Raw genomic sequence first — 26,064 nt, forward strand, 5'->3', positions numbered from 1 at the left:
ATAGTTACGCCTTAAAACGAGCTTTAACACACCCCTTATCCCCGTTACGCCTTAAAACGAGCTTTAACACACCCCTTATCCCCTCTCAAGAGGGGAAACAGATACCATTATTTTACGAACTTCAAACATTCTGATTCCTGCACGGAAGTGACCGCCTGAACAAGAAACATGCCTTTTGGCAAATCAGCGATATTTATATCATAGCGGGCCTGCGGATATAAAGCCGGAAGTTTCTTGACCAACGTTCCCTGCGCCGAGTAAATGAAAAGACCTTTCAAGGTCTCTTCACTCTGAATGAACAAATGATCATCCTTCACCCAGCCTGTAATCTTTTTATCCGGTGCAGTAAGACCAGATATTCCGGTACCGGTACCTTTCTTCTCTATCTTATATAGTTTCACGCCATACTTGGGTAAGGATACAGGGATTTCTTCACCTTGCAATGACACATCCTGCCCGGTCCACAATTCCTTAATCCCTTTTACATCGGAAGAGGCGATTCCCAGTCTCGACAATTTTATATTTTCCGAGAAAGCCAGGTCTTTATAATTAAAAGCAGCGACATACAAATAATCTTCCGTATCCAGCATAAAGAGATTCTCGCCGCGGTTACGTCCCCAACTATTCTTTCCCGAAGCCTTTGCCCCTTCTACCGGATAAAAAGATTTACCGATACGGGCAATTTCGTTCACTTCCGCATTCGTTGCGAACTCCTCTGCTTTCTGGCGGGCTGCCAATTCCCCGACACATGTTCCCTTCTGGCTGAAGTTATCACCCAGGATATATGTCCCGGTAATCACACCGGAGGTAATACGCATACGATTCTCATCCTCGTTATAATCCTCTCTATGAAGCACCAGGTGGTCGGCATCATTAAAGTTATACACCTTGTCGAGCCACCAGCCATAAGAAAGGCCGTTCATTACATATTCCGTATCCTCTTTGGCTCCCCAGGCATCACAACTGATACGACGGGAATTGCCGTATTGGGCCGGAAATGCAGGTGCAATGGATAAAGCCATAAACAGATCGTCTCCGCACAATTCCGTCAGATATTTCATTCCGCTGTTGTAAGCCTGAACGCCGGTCGTTACATTCTTATCATAATAAGAGTCCGCTTCAAGGATCGCATTATTCAGGAAATCGAACTTGATATATTTATAACCTAAATCTTTAAATCGGTTGATGAAATAACTCATCCGCTGGCGGGTTCCGGGATGCGTGGGGTCCAGGGCACGGGAAGCGATCTTTTTAGGCTGTCCGTTTACATATAAATAGGCTTCCCCATATTTATAGTTACTTCCTTCCATCGTGCGGCTGCCGTTTTCCCCCCAGTCGGAGAAGGGAGCCCAGTAAATGCCGGGAACCTGTCCGTTGGCAACACATCGTTCGGCAAATGATTTCAATTGGGTATCAGTCAGGTTATCCCAATAAGAATCGAGGATAACATAGGCCGTGCCGTCATTGGTAAAATTGTTCGGTTGCAGGTTCGTACTGATATAATCAGAGACATCCAGCACACCTTCGTAGTTCAGCTTCTCAGCCATGGCGCCCCAGCTGTTCCAACCGAAGATATTTCCTTTCGACCATTTACGGGGAGGCGCGATCAATGCATTGGCCTCGCCATAGGCTTCCAACCCTTCGCGCCAGTCGTCGAACATACCGATTAAGAGCTTCGGTGATTTCAGTTTAGTGCCGGAAATGCTGCCGTGGGCTTTTGCTCCGGTAGCATCTATATCGTGAGTCACGCGATGGCTTATGCCGCCAAAACATTCAAGACGGTTTACTTTCTGGTTGCCGGAAGTGGAATAACGGAGTCCTGTCTTCCAGGTATCGTGTTCTACCGAGCCGACTACCAGCCCTTCGCGGGTATCGCCACAGTAGAAAGAAGTAACCTCGAACGATACGGAGTCGACCGACAAGGCCAGGGAGGAATAGCCGATCCAGGCATCGTTATCGAAGGGGACGGATAACACGCGGTTGGAGGTATTCGTATTCAGGAAAGAGTTAACTGTTTCGGTAACAACCGGAGCGATATAATTACTCGACGTACCGGCTTCTGAAAGGATAAAAGCCTCTGTCAGGAAATAGCTTTTATCGGGATAGAAATAAAACAACTGTTGTAGGGAAGGCGCTCCCTCCTGTCCGGCATAGGTGAATGTATATTTATGGCCGGCACCGAAAACGTCGTCGACAGCTTCTTCCGAGAAGGTCGGCTGGCCGTATTCCGTACTGCGCAGCAGTTGGTCTTTATCTTTGGCCTGGACGAAGACACCCGCCAGGATTGTTTTTCCTTTATGGATAAAATCACAGGTTTTCGTATCGTTGTTATAAACGATCTGCCAGTCACCGGAAGTTATCGCCTGCTGGTCAGCCGCAAACGTCTCCCTCCCCATGAACAGGCTGATGAAACAAAAAAGCAGGGTAATTCTTAGTAAATTCTTTTTCATGATCCTTGTATATTAGTTTAATTCGGTTAGTAAATAAAACACCGGGTAAAGACACGCCTTCCCGGTGTTTTTCTTCTTACAATCTTTTTGCCATTACTGACTAGTGCTTAGTCGATTACAGGCCCTATTATTATCTGTAACCCGGGTTCTGATCGTCCTGCGTCATGTCCGGATTCTGTTCGATCTCTTCGTTAGGTATCGGATAACGGACATTATAATCCTGTATCGTACCCGAACGTTTCGCCCATTTATTGCGTTCCTTAATATACTCGACAAACTTGCCTGTACGGATCAGGTCAGCACGGCGCCAGTTCTCACCCAGAAACTCACGGATACGTTCATCCAATATCTTTGTACGGAAAACATCTTGCGACATGCCTGCATCCCATTTCTTATCAGCCGGGATACTAAAGCCCCACGCACGGTTACGCACTTCGTTTACCTTTTCGACAGCCTGCCCGGTTTGTCCCAATTCATTCAGACATTCAGCATAACTAAGAAGCACATCGGCATAACGGATAGCCGGGATATTCTTACCCGAGTTCCACATATTATTGATACCCAGTCCGGAATGCTGGTCGGTACGGAAATCTTCATATTTCTTTACATGCGGTTTCAACTCATCATGGTCTTCACCCAGGTCTTCCCAGGCAACACATTCATAGTTGGGAACTTCGCCATAATAATTGAAATCGTAGCGGATACTTTCTTCTTTACGAACATCGCCGTCTTCCCAAATACCGCCGTTCTCTACGGTTTCATAAGCATATTCAGTAACAACTACATGGTCGTAGCCAGCAAAATAACAACCATCGGTCCACCAGTTCTGCGCTACACGCGAGCCGATCTGAAACTGAATCTGATTACGGTTCGGGTTATTGTTGAACTGAAATTCATAGATAGATTCGGTTGTATTCGGTTTTTCGTAATTCCACAGATCGGCATAAGGAACCAGTTGGTATCCCATACCTATTACCGCTTCAAAGCATTCCTTTGCCTTATTGAAGTCACGGAGCCCTGTTTCAACCGGAGCAGACATATAGGCTTTACCCAACATAGTGTAACCGGCACCGGAAGTAGCACGACCGGCGGTATTGGTTTTCGGAGCATACTTAGCAGCCTTTTCCAGGTCGTTGATAATGAATTGCCATACATCGGTCAGCGGCTGCCGGCCATAACCCGTTTCTTCCAGCTTATCCAGGTCGATGATAGGAATTTCACCCCAGTACATAGCCAGTTCATAATCGACGAAACCACGGACGAAACAGGCTTCACCCAAAAGTTCGGCTTCTTTCGAACCTTCAACCAGTTCAGGAGTATCCAATGCACGAATAATCTTGGCAGCGGCAGTAACAATCGGGAAACGTTTGTTCCACTGATCTTTTACCTTACTATGCAATGAATTCATATTAGCATCGTAACGGTCCATTGCCGCGCCTTCACCGCCTCCTTTATTCTGGAGGGCTCCCCGTTGGATTTCGTCGGTACCGGTCATCAGGAACCAGGCCCGTTCATCCTGGCGGGTGTTATCACGCCAAGTGTTGTATATACCTTTCAGATTCAGTTCGATAAACTCGACATCCGAATAGATCTGTTCTTCTGTCAGTGCTTTCTTGTTCTCCTGTGTCAGGAAATCGGAACAAGATGTGGTGATCCCGGCAGTAAGCGCCAAAGCCAGTAATCCGATTAAATTATATCTCTTTTTCATAATTGTTTCCTATTTATTCCATTAAAAACTAAAGTTCAAACCTAATACATACATCTTTGTCGGAGGATAACCGTAGTCGCCTGTTTCAGGATCGAATCCTTTGTATTTGGTGATACAGAACAAGTTGGATGCAGTGAAGTAAACACGCAGGTTTTCCACTTTGATCTGGCTCAACAGAGGCTTCGGGAATGAATAAGCCAATGTCAGGGTAGACAAACGCAGATAAGATGCATTCTGGATTGTGTAATCCATATCCGACGGGTTGTAACGGTTGTAGCCGCTGCTGGTATTGGCGATCACGCGAGGAACGGAGGCTCCTATATTTTCCGGTGTCCAACGATTCAGCAAATCTTCGGAAGCCATGCTTGTACCTGTACTGTTGATCAATGTTTCATAATAAGAACTGATCTTCTTCGCTCCGTAAGAATAATTGAAAACAGCATTCAGAGTGATACCTTTATAGTTGAAATCTGTTGCAAATCCACCGTAGAATTTCGGGTCTTTCTTACCCACCACTACGCGGTCAAGCTGGTCAACTACGCCGTCGGGCACACCGTCAGGACCGGAAACATCCAATGGGAACAAATCACCCAAGCTGACATGCTTACCATTGAAATCTATATTTTCCCATTCGCTGCGGTTCGATTCATTGGCGATACCGCCTGTTTTATAAGTATAAATGTTATTCAGCGATTCGCCCAGGAAGATGTTCTTCTCACGGTCGGAACCGTTCAGGATTTCCTTTACTTCACCATACAGTTTCGATACTTCGTTCTTGTCGAAAGAGATATTCGCATTCACATTCCATGTGAAGTCTTTTGTCTGGATCGGAGTTGCGTTGATAGTCGCTTCGAAACCTTTGTTCTTTACAGAACCGATGTTTTCCCATGTTTCGCTGTAACCGGAAGTCAACGGCAGGGAATGCTTCATCAACAAGTTATCATTCTTGATAAAGAACCTGTCCAGAGAAACGTTCAAACGATCGTTCAGGAAAGCCATATCGACACCGATATTCGTTTGTTTCTGTTTCTCCCAGGTAATGGCAGGCGTACCTCTCAAACCGCTGGTTGCGTAAGATGCTTCCCCATTGCTGACAGAAGAGAAATAAAGCGTACGATACGCATAGTTTTCGATATCCTGGTTACCAACCACACCATAACCGACACGCATTTTCAAGCGGTCGAAGATTGTCTGGTCTTCCATAAACGCTTCATTCGTCACATCCCAGGCAGCAGAGAAGGAAGGAAGAATACCCCAGCGATGGTCTTTGGCAAACTTCGAAGAACCGTCGTAACGGGCCGTCGCTGTCAGATAGTAACGCATATCATAATTATAATTCACTCTACCCAGGACAGATACCAACGTATTGCCTTTGAAGTCTGAATCGAGTTCTTTCTTATCGTTGGCGGCAGCACCTTTCAGATCGTTCCACAACAGGTCGTCGCTGGCGAAACGGTCGCCCTGCGCTTTTGTATAGTTTTCGGTATTCTTAGTCGTACTTGTACCGAACAGGAAGTTCATGCGGTGTTTGTTGATCGTCTTATCGTAAGTGATCGTGTTATCCCATTGCCAGTTCAGCTGTGACCATCTTTCATGTTTTGCTCTTGCATCACCGTTATAATGGCGGATCGCTTCCTGGATGTAGCTCGGTGTATATTCGAACCATGTCTGCGAAGAAACGTCCAGCGCGAAAGTTGAACGGATATTCAGTCCTTCAATCGGGTTGATGTTGATGTAATTGGATGAAAGGAAACGGTTACGGGCACGTTCGCGGGCCACTTCCTGTGAGTTGAACGGGTTATAATCGTTGTTGTTTCCTTCATTGTGGACACGGTAATACAGTGTCAGATAATCCCAGGTATAACGGGTCGACGGATCGCGGAATGGTTCCGGATTCAGCAACGGGTTTGCGTTCAGCGCCTTGTCGTACACGTCGTCTGTCGGCAAATTGTTTTCCGTACGTGAGAAAGAAGAGTTCGTACCGACCTTTAACCACGGTTTGATCACAGATTCGGCATTGATACGGCCGGAATATTTCTTTTCTTTTGAATCACCGATCAATCCGTCGATATTGGCATAATCGAAACTGATGTAGATGTTATTCTTTTCCGTTGCATTGGAAAAGCTAACAGAATGGTTCTGCTGGAAACCGCTGCTGATCACTTCGTCGAGCCAGTTGTAGCTCTTGCCCGAACGATACGTTTCAAATTCAGCATCGGAGAAAGCCGTATTGGTTTTCATCAGTGTATTGTCGATATAATCCTGGCGGTTTGCTGTCGGATTATCATGCATGTAACCATTGGCAAAAGCATCCACACGCAGGTCGAATAATTGCTGTGCATCCAGCGTCTTCGGACGCTGGGTGATTTTAGAGAACCCCACCCATCCGTCATAGGTTACGCGTCCTTCGCCAATCTTACCTTTCTTGGTCGTGATAAGAACCACACCATTAGCACCACGCGAACCGTAAAGAGCCGTAGCCGAGGCATCTTTCAATACCTGTACCGAAGCGACATCGTTTACATTGATCGCATTAAAACCACCATAACCATTGCCCATCACCAAACCATCGACAACGTAGATAGGGTCCGAACCTGAGTTAATCGTATTCACACCACGGATCTTGATGCTGGAATCGTCGCCCGGACGGGTTCCCTTGGTGATCAATACACCGGCAACACGTCCCTGAAGGGCCTCGTTGACGGTTGTTACCGGTCTTTCCTCCAACACCTTGGCGTCGACATGGGAGATAGCACCGGTCAGGTCGCTTTTCTTCATGGAAGCACCTACAATCACAACTTCGTCGATGGATTGCGAGTCTTCCGAAAGAGTTACGTTAATAACATTCTGGTTTCCAACTTTTACTTCTTTGGTGTCATATCCGATATAGCTGATCACCAGTGTGGCGCCTGGTGTTGCAGAGATGGAATATTTTCCATCCATATCCGATATAGTCCCTTGCGTTGTTCCCTTGAGAACAACGCTCGCTCCCGGGAGCGACTCCGACGTTTTAGCGTCGGAGATTGTACCTGTTATCGTTATGCCTTGTGCGAAAACGGTACCGCAGCATAACACAAGCATCATCAAAATACTAAAAAGCTTGATCTGTTTCATAATTGATAAATTTAAAGAACATTTAGTTGTTTCTGATTTTATAAAGCAACGCATCCTTGGCGGGGACCGTTACAGTTAGTTTTTCCTTTACCGGCTGTTCATTTCCACTCCAGAGCTCTTTTGCCCGGTAGTTAGCCGCAGGGTCAAGTCCCATACGTTCCAGTGAAATAGAAGTATTCATCTCATCTTCAGAATAATTGAAGATAGCAAAATAAGATGTACCATCTGCATCATGATGAATAAATTGATGTTCCGATTTTTCACCGTTTCCTTCTACCGGAGAGAAAGAAATACCTCTGGCTACGGCATTCACTTCCGGGTTAGTCAGGAATTTCAAGGCACGATCCTTGTCGATCTGTTTGCCGCCTTTGCTGAAATCGTCGCCAACGATATAAAGTCCGGTAATGGCGCCGGAAGTGATACGGGCACGGTTTTCGCCTTCGGTAGCTTCGCGCAACACCAAGTGGTCGGCATCATTATACTGATACACCTCATCCTGCCACCATCCGTAGGAAAGGGCATTCAGCGTATACTCGGTATCCTTGATCTTGTTCCAGGCATCACAGGCGATACGGCGTGAGTTGGCATAATGGGCCGGGAATACAGGCGAGATGGATAAGTTAAGATACATATCACCGAAATACTTATTCAACAACTGCATACCGTAATTATATCCCTGGATACCTGTACGGATTTCCGGGTTATACCATTTGTCGGCTTCCATCGCACCATGCGTCATAAAGTCCATCTTTACATACTTGAAACCGCAACGACGGAAAAGATCGGATGTTTTCTTCATCATCTCCTCGATAGCCGGATGAGTCGGGTCGATGGCATAGGCACCGTCCAGTTCCTGCGGCTGACCGTTGGCGTAGAGGTAGACATCCTGGAATTTATAGTCAGGAGCGTCTTTGATCGTCCGTTCGGGATGTTTTCCCCAATCGGTGAAAGGCGTCCAGTACACACCGGGAATCTGGCCGTTGGCAGTACAATGATTTACGAAGTCTTTCAACTCTTCTTCCGTGAAACTGTTCCAGCCTGAATCGAGGCCGATCGTCACATTCCCGTCTGTATTGACGAAATGGTTATTCTGCAGGTTTTCTTTGAAAAAGTCGGACACTTCAACTGCATTCTGATGATTCAGCCTGAACTGTAACACGCCCCAGCTGTTCCAGCCAAAGGTAACGGCACCCGGCCATCTCTTTACAGGGGCAACCACCGCATTCGCTTTTCCATACTCTTCCAGTCCGGCACGCCAGTCGTTGAAGATACCGAAAAATACCTTAGGAGACTTTACTTCTTTTCCATTCAGCGCACCGTGTGCCTTTGAATCGCGTGTCAACGAATCGGCAACGCCGCCGAAGCAAACCAATGAACCGATATTATTACGGTCGCCTTTCCCCATATCGATACCGGTCTTCCAGTCGGAGTGTTCCACTGAACCGATGACAAAACCTTTACGGTCGTCATTATTGAAGACAGTCGCTACTTCATAGCTACGTAATTGATCGAAAGTGAGCGGATGAGACTGATAACGTATCCAGCAATCGTTATCGAAAGGCTGGAATAACGCGCGGTTATCGCCTTCAGCCAACACGGCCGGCATGCGGTCGATAGTAACCGGGGCCATATAATTCGATTCAACGTCAGCGGCTCCTCCCTGAAGAGTAAATTCCGTCAGCAGATAATCTTTCTCCGGATAGATGTAGAAAGACTGTACAAGCGTAGGCAGGTTGCTATCCGTGTAGGTCACCTGCAACAATGAACCCTGACCGAAAGCATCGCTGATAGCGGTGACTTTCGAACTGCTCTTTTTGTAATCACGGGTCGTGACCAACTTATTACCCAACTTGTAGGATGCATAAACCCCATCGGAAAGAAGCTGGTTCTCCTTTTCGATGCGATGGCCTTTCTGCACCTGGTCATAGCGAACCGTCCACTTTCCCGAAGAAACGGATGGTTCGCCGCAGGATACAAGCAGGGCGAGCAATAGCAGCAGATTTAAATTGATGAGTTTCATGTATTGATAATTTATAGATAGTTTTATTGCTCCGTTATCAACAGAACGGTGCTTTCATAGGTATTCCCTATCGTCAGGCTGATTCCGGCTTTCATCAGATAATCACCGGGGAAAACCTGACCGTCGCCATAGAAGGTGCTGTTCCCGGCTTTGTTCAACTCAGTGATCTTATACATTTTAGCCGGGTCCAGTCCTTTCAATCTGGTCTCAAAGAATGTTGTACGTCCGTGGTATTTCAGGCTATAAGCAAAAAACACCGATTTCTTTTTATCTTTAGATATATACATATGTGAAGCCCAGCCGGTTCCGTCGTAAGGAGATTTCAGGCGATAGAGGTCTCCGAACTGTACGATCGGGCGGACACGTTTATAATTCTTTATAGCTTGCTCAGCGAAAGGTAGTTCGTCGCCGGTCAGGTCTTTGGGTTGCAGCTCCATACCCAGACGGCCTGTCATCGCCACATCAAAACGGAACTTCAGCGGCGCCATCATTCCCGTCTGATGATTCGGAGTAGTCGAAACATGGGCGGCCGTAGCCTTTGCCGGGAAGAAAAGATTTGTGCTGTATTGGATAAATATACGGTCGAGCGAATTGGTATTATCGCTAGCCCAGAACTCGTCATGATATTTCAACGCACCGAAGTCGAGACGGCCGCCACCCGAAGAACACAACTGGATAAGAACATCCGGATGTTTTGTACGAATCCGTTCGTAAGCACTGTACAGCCCTTTTGTATATTCGATCCAGAAATGAGTCTGGTCTTCTTTAGAAAGATAATCAGAACCGAAATTGTCGACATGGCGGTTGGCATCCCATTTTATATAAGAAATATCAGGAGACAAAGCGATCACTTCATCAAATGTCTTTACGACAAAGTCCTGTACCTCCGGATTACTCAAATCGAGTAACCACTGGTTACGCATCGGGATTATATCACGTTTACCGCTCTTGACGACCCATTCCGGATGCTTCTCTGCCAGTTCGCTTTTAGGGCTTACCATTTCAGACTCAATCCAGATACCGAATTTAAGACCTTTTCCTACCGCATATTTAGCCAGATAATCTATTCCGCGCGGCAGTTTCTTTTTATTGACCTGCCAGTCTCCCAGACTGACCTTATCCGAATTACGGGGATACTTATTTCCGAACCATCCGTCATCGAGCACGAACATTTCAACACCGAAAACAGCGGCGTCATCGATCATATCCGTAATCGTTTTTTCATTAAAATCGAAATAAGCGCCTTCCCAGCTATTCAGGACGATAGGCAATTCCTGATCTCCATGGGCCAATGCATAGTTACGCGACCAGTCGTGCAGGTTTCTCGATACCTGTCCCTTACCGGTAGAACTATATGTCCAGACCATTTCCGGAGTCTGCAACGTTTTACCCGGTTCCAGATTATAAGTAGAGGCAAAATCATTCATCCCGCTCATGACGTGCAGCAAACCGCATTCGTCAATCTCAAAGGAAGACAGATAGTTACCCGACCAGGCCAGGGAGCCGGCATACACTTCGCCCCTGTCTTCATTGGCAGGGCCATTCAGGGAAAGCAGGAAAGAAGAGTTTTCAGACTGGGTAGTACGTATCCCCTTCTTGGATTCCACCCGTTTTACACCCGGTGTCAGTTGTTCTTCTACCAGTTGCATTTCGGAAGCCCAGGCTCCGTGGAAATGGGTCAGATAATAAGAATCTGCGTGTAGGGGAAGATAAGCGGAGGCAATATTCTCGACAGCCAGCTTGTTTTTCTCCTGATGGGATATGGAGACTGACTGACAGATTACATTTTCTTTCTGATAAGCCGTGAAGTTCAGGTTAACGAAAACCGGATACAAAGGATCTTTCAATTGTATCACTGTTTCTATTCTATTATTATCTATATTCTTTACCTGATGAGCTGCATATATTAATTCGGTTGTCTGAACACCGTCGTCATGGGTCAATTTCAATGCCGGATTCAGGAAAAAACGTCCTCCGTAAGCCGGATAGATTACCGGAGCATAACCGATTCCGTTATCCGGTTGTTCTTTATACTTCTTATGAAGGAAAGGGGAAACGTCCTGGAATTTATCGCCAAAATAGTTATACACTACTTTCTTATCCGGAGAGATAGAAAAGACCATACTCAGATCGTTTGTAGAAACGGTAATTATCCCCGTATCTTTATCCTGTGAGGAAACGGTTACGCACCCCAGCAGCAGGGCAACAGTTAACAATAGTGCTTTCATGTCTATCAAATTTATTTTACTTATTCAAGGTTGATGGTGCAAACTAAATCAATAAACAATAGCACAAAAAGCACGAACTCGCCAATTATTTGTAATTATGCGCTTAATTCATAGAGGTTTAATAAAAATGCAACATTTACGTCATTTTTTGACGCATCTGTTACAAAGGGATGATCGATCACTGATCCTTTTCTCGAGAAGCTATCAAGTCAGCCAGCCTTCTGGTCAAATAGGTTAATATATAAGTATCGACATTATCGACCGTCAAAGGCGGGTCTGCCGTCCAGAACTTCTGTTCTCCTGTTTCATCCAATGCCCTTTTTGCTTTATATAACAGATCATATTCTTGCAATAGAGGCAGCCTGGAAGATTGATAGAGACTGGCCAAACATTGTATAATCTCCCCAACAGACCTTCGTTCTTCCTGTTCTTCCAGTATAAGGAATATCAAATAATTATTTAATGCAGTCTCTTTAGAGAAATACAAATTAAACTCCAGGAAAATCACCTCCACTCTTTTCTTCAATTCTTTTTGAGGGAGAGTCAGAGATGCTTGTTCAGCCATAATTTTCATATTATCACTCACAAATCCGGCATCAAGCATCAGGTTAGCCCAATACAGAAACCTTTGGTCTATTTTTTGACCGAAAACGAACAATGCCTGTATTTCCAGTGTTTCAGGAACTTTCAAAGTTATATCCTGCGCCTTGAAGAGTGTTCCGGGACGAAGGGAAAAACGTTTCATCACATAAATCAACTGATCAATATCTTCACGCAAATCCAGTTTCCGGAACATTTCAAACGACATACCCAAACAAGCCATATCTGGCTCAATCACAAAAAGAGACTTGCCTTTCAGATAAGCAATTATATCATCGCCGTATACATTCTCTATTTCCACCGGCACATAAAAAGGGACGGATATGAAAATCAAAGACACATTACGCCCTTTGGGATTCATTTGCTGCAAAACTTCCGTTCTAAACAGAAAATGGTCCTTCCTGCATTCCAACTGCAACCGTCCGGTTTGATTGATAGGACCATCCCATTCGTAACGCATCAAAACCGTCTGCATTAGTTCCCTCAACTTTTTTGGTTTTCTGTAATTATTGATGAAAGTCAATAACAATGTCAAAGGCAAAATAAAGAGGAAAGGGATAAAAGAAACAGCCCATAATAATCCGCTATCTATATTTCCGGATAAAAGACCTGTTACTAATAAAATGATTACACAAGGTATACACAACAAAAGAACTAATGACAAAGAATAAACCAGCCAACCTTTAATGGTTTTGAATTCAAGCAAATTCAATTCATCCATATTACCTTTCAAAAGCGAAAGATATTTTATAATATCAGCAAATGATATCTTATCTTCATGCAGTCCTATATATTCCATAGCTTGCAAAGATAACACCTCAAAATCAAAGATTCATATAAAATGATGAGAAAAGAAACCCCTATAAACAATTAAAGCCTGTCTCACGACAAGCCCTAACCAACTTTGTTAACCTTAAATCTAATACTATTATGAAAAAACCACAGTACAAAGATAAGCCTGAAACAAGCGTTTGTCAAGTCTTTTACAGACAATATATGTTAAGCCTTTCGGGCATTGTAGCTAAAAATTGTTTCCGAACACAAAACTTTATACAATACAGACAAAAACTGCTAATTTTAACAGTTAAAACAGCCAAATCTATAGAGAAAGACGTTCTTTAAGCAACTTGTATCCGGTCAGACTAGCACGCAGACAGACCCCTGTTTTAAGACGAACCTGGTAACTTTCCTTTCCGAACAGTTCCACACGCATGATCTGCTCACTATTAACGATACAGGAACGGTGAATACGGATAAACAGGTTTACCGGCAGATGCGATTCAAAATATTTCATTGTCTGATCTTTTATATACTGCCCGTCGGTCGTGAAGAGTGCCACATAGTCACCGCTGGCCTGAATATAAAGTAACTCCTCCAGGTGGATCAGATGGATACGGCTGCCATCCTTCACAGAGATGCGATCCAGTATTGCTTCCTCTTCCGGTGACGATACGCCTGTTTCCGCCGGAACATTTTCTTCTTCCCTTTCTTCTTTTCTCTGTTCCTCCTGTATCTCCATCTGCAACTCCTTCCAACGGATATAATACCACTGGGCCAAAATAATCCATCCCAGCAAACCCAACAGAATACGAAACGGAATGGTAGATGCAAACCAATCCATCCTATCCGGATAAACTTATTTTTCAGAGAATGCCATATTTAAAAGAAAAAAGGCTTGCATTTCGGGATGCAAACCTCTATAAACAATTAAAGCCTGTCTCACGACAAGCCCTAATCAAACTTTGTTAACCTTAAATCTAATACTATTATGAAAAAACCACGATGCAAATATACTGCTTAATCCTAACCTGTCAAGAGGTTTAATGCTAAATGGTGTTTCATACACTATAAGAAAAGCTAACAAGGTTCAATATGTTTGTTTTTTACTTCCAAAGTGTTAAAATAAACACTTTTTGTTCCTATTTCTTCTTCAACATACGTTGTGCACAGTCGGACAATACCACGATCGCTCCGGCTATGATTGCCGTATCTTTTATCACCAGACGGCCTGCTCCTGTCAATAGAGGAAAGCCATGTTCGCCGCTACCCAAATCCGGCACCCATACTTCAGGGGTAGTGACAAGAAAAGAGAGGGTCCCTATAGTCATAATTATAGCCAGTCCGGCACCTACCAGTCCGATTTTCGGTGAGAATATACCCAGGAAAGTCAGGATACCGATCGCCATGATCATAATGCCTAGTCCATGTGAAAAAATATAGGTATTGTTTTCTACATGCCACTGATGCTTAGCTTCATTAAATTCACCTTCTTTCAACTTATATTCTTTATATTCCGGTGCACTCTTTGCATAGAAAAAGCTCATAAACGGACTGTTTGCCACAAAGGGGACGATCCCTTCCGCCTCATAATTATAGAATTTCAGCCCACCGATCCATACGAATATGATCAGGATAGCTACGCGGATCAGGTTAATACCCAGTTTCTGTGAAGAAGCTGCAATGTTCAGAAATGTGTCGAATAAATCTTTTAATTTAGTAGTCATGTCTTTCTTTGTTTATCAGTTTAACTTATGATGCAAAGATCCGACATTTTTCCCCTATGGGAAATGGCAATTCTACCGGATAATTTGACAATTATCCCCTAAACACAATAAAGCCGGTTAACAGAGGTATATTTCCCGTCAACCGGCTTTATCTTTATAAATGATCCGTTATCGGAACTATTTTAATTACGAATTCCCAGCTCCACCAGTTTCTGTTCGTCCAAGGCATATTTGCGTTCGATGCTCTGCAAAAGGTCTTCACTGATATTCAGAGGACGGTTCAGCTTCTTCATCTCCCGGTATCCTTTATAGACCTGCGTAATCATCTTACGGGGATTGAAAACAAGCGATGAAGTGATCCAACATCCATGCGTGCACCAGCAGTTAGCGGTATCGCCATGACCGATAGCGGCAATCTCCTGTTTCATGGCATCGCTCTCCATAATCTTTGCGATATTACAGTCATAATCCTTGACATTGCCGAGCGGTTCACGAAGTTCGCAGGCACGGAAACGGCCGTCATAGTCTATTACCAATGTTGTTTCGCCGGCCGTACAATCCATACCCCAAGGGGTCGGATGATCGATATTGGTCGCACGTACATTATATAATGTACGTATGAAACCCAGGTAGAAGAAACGGGCGATAGGTTTTCTGAAACCACCGGTTTCCTCCGCCATACGCTCCCCATATACATTATAAATAGGAACAACCTTATCCTGCAAGGCGCGTAGAGTAGGCTCGGTAAGAACCTTCACACCGTCGTCGCGGGTCATGCCGCGTGCAGCTTCGATAATATGATTCGAAAGATGGAAACGTCCCAGCATCCATATCATCAGATCCTCGACCTCATTCTCATTATATTTGGTGATTACGGTTGCCAGGTTTTTCAAAACCCTGCCGTCGTCAGCAAAGTTTTTTTCGATCAGCTTCAGTGTCCCCATTGCTTTGTAGAAATTGCCGGGCACTCCGCGCTGTATATCATGCGTATCGCCGAAACCATCCAATGAAAGGCTCAGGTTGATATTCAGTTCCGGACAATTCTGGCGGATCTGTTTTACCCAGGCGACGATCCGGTCAGGCTTCAATCCGTTGGTAGGGATATTCACGTCCTTTATCTCGTTATTCTTGTAGAACATTTCAATAATTTCAGGTAACTCCTCACGCAGTGTCGGTTCACCGCCGGATACCCACAAACGGTTGAACTGCCCGGCTGTTTCGGAGATTGTCTTGATTTCTTCAAAAGTCAGGTCTTTCTCCTTTTTATCCATGTCTTCTGCATAGAAACACATTTTACATTTGGCATTACACCGTCCTGTGACAAACAGGAAAACAGATTCTAATTTTCTGTTTGTGCTCATTGTCCTGAAAGAGCTCTTTGTTCTTTTCGTACTCATTGTTATTATCGATTAGATTTCTCTATTAGTATTAGCTCCCATATCTTATTCAGCAGATAGACAAATATATACCATCCCAACAAATCTATCAGCAAGACTTGAAAACATTCGCAAATTTCAACTATTATATAGCACAAAACAATCTCCATTTGTGGGATTCGATGTTCTATATTTAAGATTATCGACTAACTTGTCTCAAAAAAACTATCTTTGTATATTCAATTAAGTGTATATAAAAGTATGGAAGACAATATTCCTAAATTCGACCTCCCGGTAGATTTTATTGTAGGAAACAGTATTACAGGTGAAATACTGAACCAGTACGGACGTTTCCCGTGCAAAATCAAGGCGGGTATATTCGTGCTTTGCGTACAAGGGACAGTCCATGCGACTGTAAACTTAACTGAGTTTACCATCCGGAAAAACGACTTTGTCACCTTGCCACCGGGTTGTTTCATTCAGATACATGAGGTTTCCGATGATGTAAAACTCTGTTTTGCAGGCTTTTCTTCCGTATTCGTCAGCCATATCAATTATATAAAGACGATTACGAACTATCTGCCTGTCATATTCGACAGTCCGATCATGCCTCTGCCGGAGCATATATCCTTACTCTACCAACAGGCTTTCGATTTGCTGATCAATGCTTATTCCATGCCTAAAACCATCGAAAATAAGGAGATCATCAAAGCAGTCTTCACCATCTTCATGCAAGGAGTTATTGAATTATACAGGAATCATACGCCATATAGCAATGCTCCCATGACGCGTAATATGGAAATATGCCGGGAGTTCGTACAGCTGGCGATGGAGAACTACACGAAAGAGCATAGCGTGTCTTATTACGCCAAAAGGCTTAACATCACCTTGCAGCATTTCTGTTATGTGATAAAAAAGGTCAGCGGACGGACTGCATTGGATATCCTGAGCAATATCATCATTATGGATGCCAAAGCACAGCTTAAATCGACCGATATGCCGGTCAAGAAGATTGCATTCGCCCTGGGCTTCGATAACCTTTCGTTCTTCAACAAATATTTCCGGCAACATGTAGGAATGACTCCGCAGGAATACAGGGAGAGCTAAAAAAAGGGATATGCCGGACACAAACCCCTATAAACAATTAAAGCCTGTCTCACGACAAGCCCTAACCAACTTTGTTAACCTTAAATCTAATACTATTATGAAAAAACCACAGTACAAAGATACAGGTATTCTCCAACTTGTCAATAGTTAAAATGCTAATTAGTGTTGTATAGCATATAAGAAACACTAACAACATTCAAGATATTTATCTATGACTTCAGAAATGTTAAAATAGGGGCAAAAAAGAAGAGGCGCCGCCATAAGCAACGCCTCTCCGGACATACATATATATAATGTATATTAGTCTTGCAATTTAGCACAGATGAACTCGCGGTTCAAACGGGCGATGTTGCTGACAGAGATGTTCTTCGGACATTCCATTTCGCAAGCACGTGTGTTGGTACAGTTACCGAAGCCCAGTTCGTCCATCTTGGCAACCATTGCTTTTGCACGACGAGCAGCTTCTACCTTACCCTGAGGCAACAGAGCCAACTGGCTCACCTTTGCAGAAACGAACAGCATAGCCGAACCGTTCTTACAAGCAGCAGCACAAGCACCGCAACCGATACATGCAGCAGCATCCATAGCCATTTCAGCATCTGCACGAGGAATAGCGATTGAATTGGCATCAGGTACACCACCTGTGTTCACTGATACGAAACCACCTGCCTGGATAATTTTATCGTAAGCATAACGGTCTACCATCAAGTCGCGGATTACCGGGAAACCGGCTGAACGCCACGGTTCGATTGTAATAGTTTCGCCATCATTGAAGCGACGCATATAAAGCTGGCAAGTAGTTGCGCCGGTTGCAGGTCCGTGCGGATGTCCGTTTACATACAAAGAACACATACCGCAGATACCTTCACGACAGTCGTGATCGAATACGATCGGCTCTTTACCTTCACTGACCAAACGTTCATTCAAAATGTCTAACATTTCCAGGAAAGAAACACTCTGATTGATTTTGTCTATTTGGTAAGTCTCAAATTGTCCTTTATCTTTCGGACTTTTCTGACGCCAAACTTTAAGTGTTACTTTTATATCTTTATCCATGATTCTAATTTTTGTGATTGATGATTATTACTTCTTGTAGTTACGTGTTTGAGGAACAACGAACTGATAGTTCAAATCTTCCTTCAGCATAACCGGGTCTTTGTCTTCACCCTGGTATTCCCAACAAGATACGTACATGAACTTATCGTCATGACGCAGGGCTTCGCCTTCCTCGGTCTGGTGCTCTGTACGGAAGTGTCCTCCACAAGATTCGGCACGGTCCAATGCATCGTGTGCCATCAATGTACCAATCTCAATAAAGTCAGCCAAACGCAATGCCTTATCCAACTCTACGTTCAGGTTATCGGCTTCACCCGGAATATATACATTACTCCAGAACTCTTTCTTCAGCTCTTTCAACATCTGGATAGCTTCCTGCAAACCTTTTGCATCACGTGCCATACCTACATGTTCCCACATGATATGACCCAGTTTCTTATGGATAGAATCTACCGACTCTTTACCCTTGATACTCATCAATTTCTTGATACGGTCTTTGATACCCTTTTCAGCTTCTGCAAACTCAGGCAGGTCGGTACTGAAACGCGGAACCTGGATCTGGTCTGACAGATAGTTCTGGATTGTATAAGGCAATACAAAGTAGCCATCGGCCAATCCCTGCATCAACGCAGAAGCACCCAGACGGTTAGCTCCGTGATCAGAGAAGTTAGCTTCACCGATAGCGAACAGACCCGGAATAGAAGTCATCAATTCATAGTCAACCCACAGACCACCCATCGAGTAGTGCAATGCCGGATAAATCATCATCGGAGTTTCGTATGGATCGTCGTTGGTAATTTCTTCGTACATGTCGAACAAGTTACCATATTTAGCTTTTACAACCTCTTTACCCAGACGATTGATAGCGTCGGAGAAGTCGAGGAACACGGCCAGACCTGTGTTGTTCACACCGAAGCCGGCGTCGCAACGTTCTTTAGCGGCACGTGAAGCCACGTCACGCGGAACCAGGTTACCGAATGCCGGATAACGGCGTTCCAGATAGTAGTCGCGGTCTGCTTCAGGAATGTCTTTACCTTTCTTAGTTCCGGCCTGTAATGCTTTTGCATCTTCCAGTTTCTTCGGAACCCAGATACGACCGTCGTTACGCAATGATTCAGACATCAAAGTCAGCTTAGACTGATAGTCACCTTTCACCGGTACACAAGTCGGGTGGATCTGCACCATACAAGGGTTAGCGAAGTAAGCACCTTTCTTGTAGCACTGCCATGCAGCAGAACCGTTGGAAGCCATCGCGTTAGTTGACAGGAAGAAAGTATTTACATAACCACCTGTTGCAACAACTACAGCATGAGCAGAGAAACGTTCGATCTTACCAGTGATCAGGTTACGTGCAATGATACCGCGGGCACGGCCATCCACCTTCACAACGTCCAGCATTTCGTGACGGGTATACATCTTTACTTTGTTCAAACCGATCATACGGCTCAAAGCAGAGTAAGCACCCAGCAACAACTGCTGTCCGGTCTGACCGCGGGCATAGAACGTACGGGATACCTGAGCACCACCGAACGAACGGTTATCCAGCAGACCACCGTATTCGCGAGCGAAAGGAACACCCTGTGCTACGCACTGGTCGATAATAGAGTTGGAAACTTCAGCCAGACGATAAACGTTAGCTTCACGGGCACGATAGTCACCACCTTTGATTGTATCGTAGAACAGACGGTAAACAGAGTCACCATCATTCTGATAATTCTTTGCAGCATTGATACCACCCTGTGCAGCGATTGAGTGTGCGCGACGGGGAGAATCCTGGATACAGAAGTTCAATACGTTGAATCCCATTTCTGCCAAAGAGGCAGCAGCAGAAGCACCGGCCAGACCAGTACCAACTACAATCACGTCCAGACGACGTTTGTTTGCGGGGTTCACCAGTTTCTGATGATCTTTATAATTTTTCCACTTCTCAGCCAACGGGCCCTGAGGGATTTTAGAATCTATTTGAGTCATAATGATTTATTTTCAATATTGTTACACCTTAAATTAATGTCCTGCACAAACAGCTACATAGTCACCACCTACACCATTCAGGTAGAAAACGATAGTAATGATAGCAAACACTACGCAAATAACGGTTGCTACAATCTTGGAAATGCAGATCCAACGGTTCATCCAGATCGTGTTACTCCAACCGATAGTCTGAATAGCGCTCCAGAACCCGTGAGTCAGGTGGAACCACAAAGCTACGTACCATACCAGATACAGCACTGTATTCAGGATATTACCCTGAAAATAGTAGTTGATAAACGCTGCACCGTCCTGAGGAGATACGGTTGTTGTTTCGTCGCAAAGTGTTACCATGTGATTGCCAAGGAGTTCGGCGAACATCATCTTATACCAGAACTGGCTGAAGTGCAACACCATGAACAGGATAATGATAATACCCAGTACCAGCATGTTCTGAGATGCCCATTCCACACCTTTCGGACGAGCGTTAATTGCATAACGGTCGTTACCGCGAGCCTTACGGTTTTGCAGTGTAAGGAGGACAGCATACACAAAGTGAATCACAACGCCTGCAGCCAGCACCAATGTTGCTGCCACGGCATACCAATTTGCTCCCAACAATGAACAAATCATGTTATAGGCTTCTCCCGAAAAAGCAGCCGCCACATTCATTGACAAGTGGAACAATAAGAACAAAACAAGAAAAAGGCCTGATACACTCATTATCAGCTTCTTCCCGATAGAAGAATTAAGTAACCACATAAGATAATAATTTAAGTTATTTAATTGTTTTTAGAAATTCATATCAGTATACTCAATTATCAGGCAAAGGTATGCTAAATACACGTATCACGCAAACGATTAAAGAAATATTTCGTCAATCAAACCTATACATTTCAGGAGGGATAAACGGTAAATCCTATTCAATAAATAAATTAACAGAAATGTAATCAGTACTAACCGGCATTTTTATATCTTCGCGGCATAATCAGGGGATCGTATGTTACAACGTAAAATGCTGAGCTTCTTATTTATGATGATTTTTATACCGTCTGTTTGTGCTCAGTGGAAAGATAGTACGAGATTCATAAATAAAGAACGCCAATTTGAAACCACTTACAACAAAATATCAGAGAATAAAGTATACCAGATGCTGCGTATCCCTGTTCCTCTTTTTGCCATTTCTGCCATAACATATGGACAGGGTGATAAATTCCGGACATTGCGCAATACGCATACCCCCAACTTCCATTACAGATACGATGATTTCCTGCAATATACTCCGCTACTTGCCGTTTACGGGATGAAGCTCGGCGGTATGGAAAACCGCAGTTCATGGCCCCGGATGATCGTATCGAACGCTTTTTCGGCAACGATCATGGCCGCTACCGTCAACAGCATGAAATATACGATCAAACGGGAACGTCCCGACGGCTCAAAGAACAACTCTTTCCCTTCGGGACACACGGCAACCGCTTTCATGGCCGCCACCATCATGCACCGGGAATATGGCTTGACACGCAGTCCGTTATATAGTATCGGGGGATATACAGTGGCCACAGCCACTGCTTTCAGCCGACAATTGAACAACCGCCACTGGCTGAGCGACGTACTGACCGGTGCCGGTATCGGTATTTTATCCACAGAGTTGGGATATTTTCTGGCAGACCTTATCTTCAAGGACAAAGGCTTGAATCTCCCTGACAAGCTCAAAGAGTCTGCCCCCAAAGGAGGACGCCCGTCATTCCTCGAATTCTCTTTTGGATACAGCATCATCAACGGAAGTATAGAGATCGGAAAAAATATACGCCTGAGCTCGCCGGGAGCAACCAATGTCAGCGTAAAAGGCGGTTACTTCTTCAATCCTTATTTCGGTATCGGCGGCGAAATAACAGCGCTGGCAAGTCCGATGGCATTCGACATGTCGCTATATACAGGAACAACCCCTTCGACCAGATATGACATCACCCGCGTCCATGCCGATCCGACCGGTGTTTTTACTTTTACGGCAGGGCCTTATTTTTCGTTACCAGTGGCTAGTAAATTGCTTTTAGGAACAAAGTTCCAGGCCGGATATTCCTATCTGGTGAAAAATGAAGTGGAAATGGACTTACAGGAAAAGCAGGCCCCATACGGAACCATAAATAATATTGCTTTCATGAAAGGCAACGGCAGCAGTAACTACGTTTTACGTACAGGCATTTCAGCGACCGGAATTGTCAACCGCAACCTGGGTATCCGTATGTTCGTAGATTACGATTATACGTTCCTGAAAGCACCTTACGAAATCTTAACCAGCCTCAGGGACAGCCAACCAGTCTACGGCGAGAGCCATTTAAGCAAGCACAAAATGCACTATTTTACGATTGGCGCAACGGTGACGGCACTGTTCTGGTAATTATCAGTCAGCAGCAGGAACCAGCCGGACTTTAATATCGCTCTCCTGCCCGCTTTCCAGATTTACATCGAAAATGATACGGCAGGTTCCCTCATTGGAAGCATCATAACTATTCTTCGATACATTATCAAGGACGGACACAGAAGTTACGGATGGACTATCGACGATCAGTTGCATACATTTGCCATCTTTTGTCAGTTCCACCATATGACTGTCCAATACACGGGGAATGGCCCCGGTCACAATCGTCCATCTGACAGTTACCGGTTGACTGCCAGCCTTTACACGATCAATCACCGACAGATATTTTTCATTGATCAGAGCAACTTCACGGACGGCATTTTCCAATTCTCCGCCGAACAAGCCCGTCATATTCAGAGAGGCTCCGAGTTTATGCGCTTCCGAATAGATATTTGTCACAGGTACAAAACCTTTCACATCATGGTATTTGCCATTTACAGTCAGCGTATTATGTGCCAGGTTATTATAACGGAACACATTCCAGCGCTGCCCGTTCTGCGACATGTTCCATAAATCTACATTTTCCTTTTCCAGCGAATAATATTCCTGCAGTCCCAGGTCCTGCACCCAGCGAACACCCAAAGCGTCGAAAACGAACGATCCGGCATCCATATGGGCATGGCTGGTCGAAGCCGTTCCGCCTTTTATTCCCAGATAGAAACCTTCTCCATTTTCCCATCCCGTACGGACCAGCACGACAGGCGTCTGTCCGTTTGCCGCCCACAATTTCATGGAAGGAGGCGCCAGTTCATTCATTTTATATTGAGAACCATAAATCGGAATCAACGGAAGGAAACGGCTCTCCTCATCCGAAAAGGACAACTCCGCCCGACTCAGCATATCCTTTTCATTCCAAAGCAGTGTAGGATCTTGCAGCTTGTCGGCAAACCAGTACATAGCCGGCAAAGCAAAGACACTCTCGCGGGAATCGCTGAAGTTAAAGCATTTACCGGTCGTCCCGGTCATAAACTGCATAAAACGGGCAGAAGCCAGAAAACCTTCAGCCGAAGAAAGGCCGCTGTCAGTCCCCAGGGCGGATTCCAACGCTGCATTCAAAAGAACCTGGAAGGTAGTCCCGTATCCCCAATAATTATATCCTTCGGGATAAGCACCATCGGGAGCATAGCCTTTCAAAGTCAGACCGACTGTAGATAAAGCACGTTCAATGATTTCACGGGCCTCTTCCGGATGATCTTCCAACACAGCCAGCGCACCGTAAACCAGCCCGGCATTACAGACCTGGTTCCAGTTATTGGTCGCTCTCAGAAACCAGTTATATTTTTTATCCCTCGACGGAGCAAATCCTTTATTCAGAACAGCCTCCTGCACCAGCCTCCGGGTATCCGGAGATAACCAATCGAACAACCAGTCATAACCGATTGCAACAGCCATAGTCATTTCGCCCGTATCCAGAAAATGGGACGGGTTCCAATCGGCAAACGAACACACGGCAATCATCTCCTGCTCTGCCCGCAAACGATACTTATCCTCTCCTGTCATCCGGTAAGCATATGAAAGATAGAAGATACGCCGCAAGGCTTCACGCGATACGGCCAGCAAACGTTTCCCTTCCTTTTTATATGCCAGCACAGGCGTCGTGATCAGTTCGTCGCATTGCTTGAGAAGATAGTTATGCAACCGGAGCATTTCCGGATTAAGAGCCAGATCGGATTTAATCTTTTGCTCCTCTCCTTTCTTTACCAGCAACCGGGGATGAGAAGGGTAAGAATCAAAGCGTATTCCCTGTGAATACCCCGAAACGAACAAGAAAAAGCAAAACACAACAAGCAGGATAGTTTTATTCATACAGGTATTATATTTAATTGGAATTACAAATATAGGAAATCGCCCGGAAAGGGAGAAGGTTTAGTTTACATTTTATCAGATGTGAGTGTTTCAATAATTATCAAATTTGAATGTAGCGTCGTTGGTAGGTGCGGTTCGCGAACCGCTCTTACGGTGTCAATGTAAGCCTGTAAGGCTTTAACAAACCAGCCCAGGGTTCTAACCCTAGGTTTATGAAAACTCGCTCCTGCCTTTCCGCCCTGTAAGGGCGGGACAAGCTAAATATCAACCTTTTTCGTCTTGTCGCACCCCTACAGGGTGCCTCAGAAAGAGAAGGATTCAAGGGAACCCAGGGTTAGAACCCTGGGCTGGTTTGTTACAGGCCTACAGCCTGAAGTCACCGTCACTAATTGGTTCATCCTATAATTAGCAGATAGCTCAATTATTTCTATAATTGGGAAACAGCTATTCCCGGAATCAAATACAAGAGCGTAAATATAAGCCTGTTTGTTATCTGATTCGCTCTCCTTATGAATTGCATGTTATTGCTTTCAGCTTTCAGATGCCCTGGATAGAGTATTTTTCAATGCATCCGGCTGAAGGGATGAAACTGCAAAAAATGTATACGAGAATTCAATGTTAAATAGCCGCCGGCAAATAGATAACTAGGGGTTGACGAACGGATAACTATTGGTTGGCAAACGGATGCCTACTTATCGGAATCTACTTCTTGTATAAGGCACCCTTCAGGCTGATCCGTTATTTTTCAAGTAATTATGTGCAATGAAATCTGAAAGGTGAAGTTTGAAAACTTTATTGGAGGGCGATTTATACAGCGCAGGCTTCGCTCGACGGAGGTTAAAAATGAATCTCATTTCGTTCCGGCAATGCCGGCATCAGTTATCATTGCCTTTCATCCGGCAATGTGACTTTTTAAATTAGTTCTTTCATTTCTTATAAATAGATAAAGGAGGAACTATTACATACCCCCTTACCTATTGTCTATTAAGTCCTTACCTGGTAAAGCTACCCTGTACACCCTAGTCGGTTAGGGTGTACACCTTATCCGGTTACCCTGTACACCGTAGTTGGTTTCCCTGTACAGACTAGTAATGTCAACTAATTACTAATGAGTTAGTTAGTGGCTGATTTTGAGATAATCGCCAGTAACCTACTAAATAACACTCGATGACAAGTTCACCACGCTGATACAATTATTGTGCACAACATTTTGCAAGGAACACCTGCCATCTTGTATATAACATATTCCCAGCATATCAACTTCTGTTTGGTGCAAATAGCAGATAGAAGACTTATTTACCTGTTCGTGGAATTCATTTAGTTCAGAATTTATCAGGTTTGAGCTATCTAATTATAGACTGGTTGTAACTGGCTCCCCTCTGGAGAGGGGGAAGGGGGTGTGTCATATCTTCACATATATAACTTGCCTTATCACAACCACTTAGCCATTACAGGTTTATTTGCCGTCTGCTTCAGCTGACGGTTTACAAGTTGTTTCTCTCTTTTGGCTTCAGTCACATTTCTCTTAGATAGAGACCAGTAAAAAATGTGACTAAAGTCCAGAGAAATAGATTATTTACCAATCCGTCAGCTGAAGCACAATGTCATCAATTTAAGAAAAAATACCCTTAAAACGAAAAAAGCCATTGGAAATATCAAAGAAAGAATTACTTTAAAGTTACCACACAACAAGTAATCCATGATCTAT

14 protein-coding genes and 1 pseudogene are annotated in these 26,064 nt (G+C 44.5%); 2 read left to right on the top strand and 13 right to left on the bottom strand.

Translation table 11 applies throughout. The annotated features are described in order from the left end of the window. Positions 1-107: 107 nt before the first annotated feature. From DXA15_RS19145 to DXA15_RS19190, 9 genes and pseudogenes are all read right to left on the bottom strand, one after another. Positions 108-2,450: a hypothetical protein gene (locus DXA15_RS19145; RefSeq protein WP_128135101.1), complete on the bottom strand. Its 2,343-nt coding sequence runs from the start codon at positions 2,448-2,450 to the stop codon at positions 108-110. 130 nt (positions 2,451-2,580) lie between these two features. Continuing rightward, positions 2,581-4,158: a RagB/SusD family nutrient uptake outer membrane protein gene (locus DXA15_RS19150; RefSeq protein ID WP_128135102.1), complete on the bottom strand. Its 1,578-nt coding sequence runs from the start codon at positions 4,156-4,158 to the stop codon at positions 2,581-2,583. Positions 4,159-4,179: 21 nt separating this feature from the next. After that, positions 4,180-7,272, bottom strand: a complete 3,093-nt coding sequence (locus tag DXA15_RS19155) for a TonB-dependent receptor (RefSeq protein WP_128135103.1) — start codon at positions 7,270-7,272, stop codon at positions 4,180-4,182. Between the two features lie 22 nt (positions 7,273-7,294). Beyond that, on the bottom strand, positions 7,295-9,292 hold the full coding sequence (locus DXA15_RS19160; RefSeq protein WP_128135104.1) for an alpha-galactosidase: 1,998 nt from the start codon (positions 9,290-9,292) through the stop codon (positions 7,295-7,297). Positions 9,293-9,315: 23 nt separating this feature from the next. Further along, complete coding sequence (locus DXA15_RS19165; protein ID WP_128135105.1) at positions 9,316-11,520, bottom strand: alpha-galactosidase; 2,205 nt, start codon at positions 11,518-11,520, stop codon at positions 9,316-9,318. A gap of 178 nt (positions 11,521-11,698) precedes the next feature. Beyond that, positions 11,699-12,919 carry a hypothetical protein gene (locus DXA15_RS19170; protein WP_128135106.1) on the bottom strand — a complete coding sequence of 407 codons (1,221 nt, stop codon included), beginning with the start codon at positions 12,917-12,919 and terminating at the stop codon, positions 11,699-11,701. Between the two features lie 300 nt (positions 12,920-13,219). After that, positions 13,220-13,738 (bottom strand): annotated as a pseudogene (locus DXA15_RS19180) (LytR/AlgR family response regulator transcription factor); the annotation flags it as partial. Between the two features lie 301 nt (positions 13,739-14,039). Next, complete coding sequence (locus tag DXA15_RS19185; RefSeq protein ID WP_128135107.1) at positions 14,040-14,624, bottom strand: DUF417 family protein; 585 nt, start codon at positions 14,622-14,624, stop codon at positions 14,040-14,042. A gap of 182 nt (positions 14,625-14,806) precedes the next feature. Continuing rightward, entirely contained in the window at positions 14,807-16,021 is a 1,215-nt protein-coding gene (locus DXA15_RS19190) for a radical SAM protein (RefSeq protein WP_128135108.1), read from the bottom strand. A 240-nt stretch (positions 16,022-16,261) separates the two neighbouring features. Between DXA15_RS19190 and DXA15_RS19195 the strand changes: the two genes are divergently transcribed. Continuing rightward, complete coding sequence (locus DXA15_RS19195) at positions 16,262-17,107, top strand: helix-turn-helix domain-containing protein (RefSeq protein ID WP_128135109.1); 846 nt, start codon at positions 16,262-16,264, stop codon at positions 17,105-17,107. 300 nt (positions 17,108-17,407) lie between these two features. On the opposite strand, the gene DXA15_RS19200 is transcribed toward DXA15_RS19195, so the two are convergent. From DXA15_RS19200 to DXA15_RS19210, 3 genes are read right to left on the bottom strand one after another with little or no spacing between them, the layout of a single operon-like run. Then, the gene (locus DXA15_RS19200) at positions 17,408-18,163 is read right to left on the bottom strand and encodes a succinate dehydrogenase/fumarate reductase iron-sulfur subunit (RefSeq protein ID WP_009860313.1); all 756 of its coding nucleotides are present in this window, start codon (positions 18,161-18,163) and stop codon (positions 17,408-17,410) included. A 27-nt stretch (positions 18,164-18,190) separates the two neighbouring features. Then, a complete protein-coding gene (locus DXA15_RS19205; RefSeq protein WP_128135110.1) occupies positions 18,191-20,134 on the bottom strand; it encodes a fumarate reductase/succinate dehydrogenase flavoprotein subunit in 1,944 nt (647 codons plus the stop codon). Positions 20,135-20,167: 33 nt separating this feature from the next. Next, positions 20,168-20,893, bottom strand: a complete 726-nt coding sequence (locus DXA15_RS19210; RefSeq protein WP_128135111.1) for a succinate dehydrogenase/fumarate reductase cytochrome b subunit — start codon at positions 20,891-20,893, stop codon at positions 20,168-20,170. A gap of 238 nt (positions 20,894-21,131) precedes the next feature. On the opposite strand from DXA15_RS19210, the gene DXA15_RS19215 reads away from it, so the two are divergent. Beyond that, entirely contained in the window at positions 21,132-22,529 is a 1,398-nt protein-coding gene (locus DXA15_RS19215) for a phosphatase PAP2 family protein (protein ID WP_128135112.1), read from the top strand. Between the two features lie 3 nt (positions 22,530-22,532). On the opposite strand, the gene DXA15_RS19220 is transcribed toward DXA15_RS19215, so the two are convergent. After that, positions 22,533-24,356, bottom strand: a complete 1,824-nt coding sequence (locus tag DXA15_RS19220) for a heparinase II/III family protein (protein WP_128135113.1) — start codon at positions 24,354-24,356, stop codon at positions 22,533-22,535. Positions 24,357-26,064 lie beyond the last annotated feature (1,708 nt).

Source organism: Parabacteroides sp. AM58-2XD (assembly GCF_003463685.1).
GTDB lineage: Bacteria > Bacteroidota > Bacteroidia > Bacteroidales > Tannerellaceae > Parabacteroides > Parabacteroides segnis.

What these genes read in the sequence shown, in the direction of transcription:
- DXA15_RS19145 (WP_128135101.1), bottom strand. Translation starts at nt 2,450, where the DNA reads ATGAAAAAGAATTTACTAAGAATTACCCTGCTTTTTTGTTTCATCAGC.
- DXA15_RS19150 (WP_128135102.1), bottom strand. Translation starts at nt 4,158, where the DNA reads ATGAAAAAGAGATATAATTTAATCGGATTACTGGCTTTGGCGCTTACT.
- DXA15_RS19155 (WP_128135103.1), bottom strand. Translation starts at nt 7,272, where the DNA reads ATGAAACAGATCAAGCTTTTTAGTATTTTGATGATGCTTGTGTTATGC.
- DXA15_RS19160 (WP_128135104.1), bottom strand. Translation starts at nt 9,292, where the DNA reads ATGAAACTCATCAATTTAAATCTGCTGCTATTGCTCGCCCTGCTTGTA.
- DXA15_RS19165 (WP_128135105.1), bottom strand. Translation starts at nt 11,520, where the DNA reads ATGAAAGCACTATTGTTAACTGTTGCCCTGCTGCTGGGGTGCGTAACC.
- DXA15_RS19170 (WP_128135106.1), bottom strand. Translation starts at nt 12,919, where the DNA reads ATGGAATATATAGGACTGCATGAAGATAAGATATCATTTGCTGATATT.
- DXA15_RS19185 (WP_128135107.1), bottom strand. Translation starts at nt 14,624, where the DNA reads ATGACTACTAAATTAAAAGATTTATTCGACACATTTCTGAACATTGCA.
- DXA15_RS19190 (WP_128135108.1), bottom strand. Translation starts at nt 16,021, where the DNA reads ATGAGTACGAAAAGAACAAAGAGCTCTTTCAGGACAATGAGCACAAAC.
- DXA15_RS19195 (WP_128135109.1), top strand. Translation starts at nt 16,262, where the DNA reads ATGGAAGACAATATTCCTAAATTCGACCTCCCGGTAGATTTTATTGTA.
- DXA15_RS19200 (WP_009860313.1), bottom strand. Translation starts at nt 18,163, where the DNA reads ATGGATAAAGATATAAAAGTAACACTTAAAGTTTGGCGTCAGAAAAGT.
- DXA15_RS19205 (WP_128135110.1), bottom strand. Translation starts at nt 20,134, where the DNA reads ATGACTCAAATAGATTCTAAAATCCCTCAGGGCCCGTTGGCTGAGAAG.
- DXA15_RS19210 (WP_128135111.1), bottom strand. Translation starts at nt 20,893, where the DNA reads ATGTGGTTACTTAATTCTTCTATCGGGAAGAAGCTGATAATGAGTGTA.
- DXA15_RS19215 (WP_128135112.1), top strand. Translation starts at nt 21,132, where the DNA reads ATGTTACAACGTAAAATGCTGAGCTTCTTATTTATGATGATTTTTATA.
- DXA15_RS19220 (WP_128135113.1), bottom strand. Translation starts at nt 24,356, where the DNA reads ATGAATAAAACTATCCTGCTTGTTGTGTTTTGCTTTTTCTTGTTCGTT.